Origin of the sequence: Bacillus haikouensis (assembly GCF_013179555.1) — a bacterium.
Classification (GTDB): Bacteria; Bacillota; Bacilli; order Bacillales; family Bacillaceae_B; genus Rossellomorea; species Rossellomorea haikouensis_A.
In genome coordinates this window covers 1-2,397 of the sequence record NZ_JABMCR010000441.1, presented here as the reverse complement: position 1 = coordinate 2,397, position 2,397 = coordinate 1, and the positions used below count along the sequence as shown (strand labels likewise).

Annotated in this window: 4 protein-coding genes; all 4 read right to left on the bottom strand. The window is 44.0% G+C overall.

Annotated elements, in window-relative coordinates:
* Window positions 1-402 (bottom strand): spore cortex biosynthesis protein YabQ (gene yabQ / locus HP456_RS22845; RefSeq protein WP_172255353.1); only part of this gene is annotated, 402 nt, incomplete at its 3' end.
* The gene (gene yabP / locus HP456_RS22840) at window positions 399-701 is read right to left on the bottom strand and encodes a sporulation protein YabP (RefSeq protein ID WP_172255351.1); all 303 of its coding nucleotides are present in this window, start codon (window positions 699-701) and stop codon (window positions 399-401) included. The genes yabP and yabQ, both read right to left, overlap by 4 nt.
* An 86-nt stretch (window positions 702-787) precedes the next feature.
* A complete protein-coding gene (locus HP456_RS22835; protein WP_172255355.1) occupies window positions 788-1,057 on the bottom strand; it encodes an RNA-binding S4 domain-containing protein in 270 nt (89 codons plus the stop codon).
* 22 nt (window positions 1,058-1,079) lie between these two features.
* Window positions 1,080-2,397, bottom strand: a 1,318-nt coding sequence (yabN, locus tag HP456_RS22830) for a bifunctional methyltransferase/pyrophosphohydrolase YabN (protein ID WP_172255349.1), incomplete at its 5' end; no start/stop codon positions are given.

Sequence of the window (2,397 nt, the reverse complement as noted above, 5' to 3'; positions counted from 1 at the left end):
AGAAAAAACCAGTGTAATCATTAGAATCACTAACCATTTTATCGGCGAATACACTAACTTCTTTACCATGGAAACCAGTAAATTATACAGCGATATGAAAAAATGAATCAGTTTTTCAAGCAAGTGAAGAAATCCTTGTTTAAGGATCGCCTGGTAGCCTGCGAAACCGCAAAGCAATGCGATAAAGATATAAAATCGAAGCTCTCCGAAGTTGACGGAAAACAGGATATAAAATGTCGCAAGGGCTTGAAATACCCAGAATAACAGGTCGTTCAGGAATACAAGCCACCTTTTTCTCTGAGACCGGTTTAAGAAACGATTATACGTATCCAGTGTTGCACCAAATAATGCTCCCATCCCAATCATGGAAAGCATGGTGTAAAACTGAGTCGTCAGAGTCATCGAAACAGCTTGCTAAAGAGTCCTTTAGCCTTCTCCGCGTTGTGTTCATCCAAATAAATCAGATCAAACACCTTCCCTTTAATCGAAACGACCCCTTTATCGACATCAAGATTCTTCATTTGCAGATTCTGGCCTCTTACGGACAGGAGACCCATCACGGTTTCGAGGAGAAACTCTTCATTATCGAAGCTTTCCACTTGCTTTACGCCTGTAATATCAAGCAGCTTTCTGCCCCTCATGATGACATCATGTTCCTGGTAAGAAGTCTTTTCTTTGTTTCCATCATAATATTGGTTCATGTTTATCCCTCACAATCACATAGTACAAGCTTTGTACTATATGTATGTAGTAAGAGGGGGTTTAAGAACAAAAAGAAGACGGGTGGTTACTCTGATTCTTCTTTGATTCTTTCTTCAGAAATGATGGAATAGAGGCTGCTCGCATCTTCTTTTTTCGTTGTATCAAGGAGCCTTTCTATTTTTACCCTCATCACTTTCTGTCCAAACCTGACACTTAGCTCGTCCCCGACTTTGACATTGGAACTTGCTTTCGCCTGCGTGCCGTTAACCAGGATCCGGCCCTGATCTGCGATTTCTTTCGCAAGCGTCCGTCTCTTAATCAACCTCGATACTTTCAAGTATTTATCCAATCTCATCGATACCATCTATAAAACTCCCCTACTCGATATTATTCTTTTTAGCTTCATTCCAGAAGGCATCCAGTTCTTCCAGAGTGAAATCTTCAAAGGACTTTCCAGAGCTGCGGACCTGCTTTTCTACATAGGAAAAGCGGCGGAAAAATTTTGTATTGGTCATCGCGAGTGCTTCCTCTGGAAATACGTTGTAAAATCTGGCCACGTTGACAAGAGCAAATAAAATATCCCCAAACTCTTTCGTTATCTCTGTTTCATTACCATTCTCTACTTCTTTCTCGAATTCCTTTATTTCTTCCCTTACTTTATCCCATGCACCTTTTGGATCATGCCAGTCAAAGCCGGCCTTAGCCGCTTTTTTTTGATATTCATAAGACTTCAGGAGTGCGGGCATTCCCTTTGCAATATCTTTCAGCATGGAGGAAGATTCTTCGCCTCCACCTTTTTCCTGCTGCTTGATTTTGTCCCAGTTCACCTTCACCTGCTCAGTATTTTCTACATCGACCGTTCCGAATACATGTGGATGACGGCGGACCATTTTCGAAGCGAGGCTTTCAATGACTTCCTCCATCGTGAACATGCCATCATCTTCCCCGATCTGTGCATGAAGCATCACTTGCAGAAGCACGTCTCCCAACTCCTCAATGATATGATCGATATCATCTTCATCGATGGCTTCCAGTAACTCATAGGTTTCTTCAATAAGATACTTCTTCAGTGATTGGTGAGTCTGCTCCCGGTCCCATGGGCAGCCATCCGGCCCCCGCAACGTAGAGATGATTTCTCTCAGTGTCCCGTATTGCTTAAAGGCAGACTCCATCTCCTTGACAGCTGGAACATAGAGACTCGTCAAATTACTGAGACCAGCAGCGCGGTCCAGTTCCACAAGCGGGATTCGTTCAACCTTTTCTTCCTTGCTTCCTGCTGACGTCACGAGCATCACTTCGTAATTATATGGATAAAGCTCCATCAGTGTAAGTTTCACTTCAGAAGCGATAAATGCGTCATAGACCTGTCCGATGATAAGCTGCTGGTTCATGTGAATATCCTGAAGCTTCAGGCTGGTCCCGTCCAGTAACTGAAATCCGTCGATCGGATCCGCACCAACAGAAGCAAACAAAGCATCAATGAAGCTTTGACCGCCGCCGACCTTCACTTCTATCTTCCCTTGGCGGTGCAGCTCCAATAGAAGTTGGACCGTTTTTTCGGCAACAAGCGGATGGCCCGGTACGGCGTAGACGAGCTCCCCGGATTCAGCATGCGCCACAAGCGTCTCTGTTATTTCCTCATATACCTGTTCGAACCGGTCATGTTTTTCATAGATCTCATCGAAGGAATGAAAT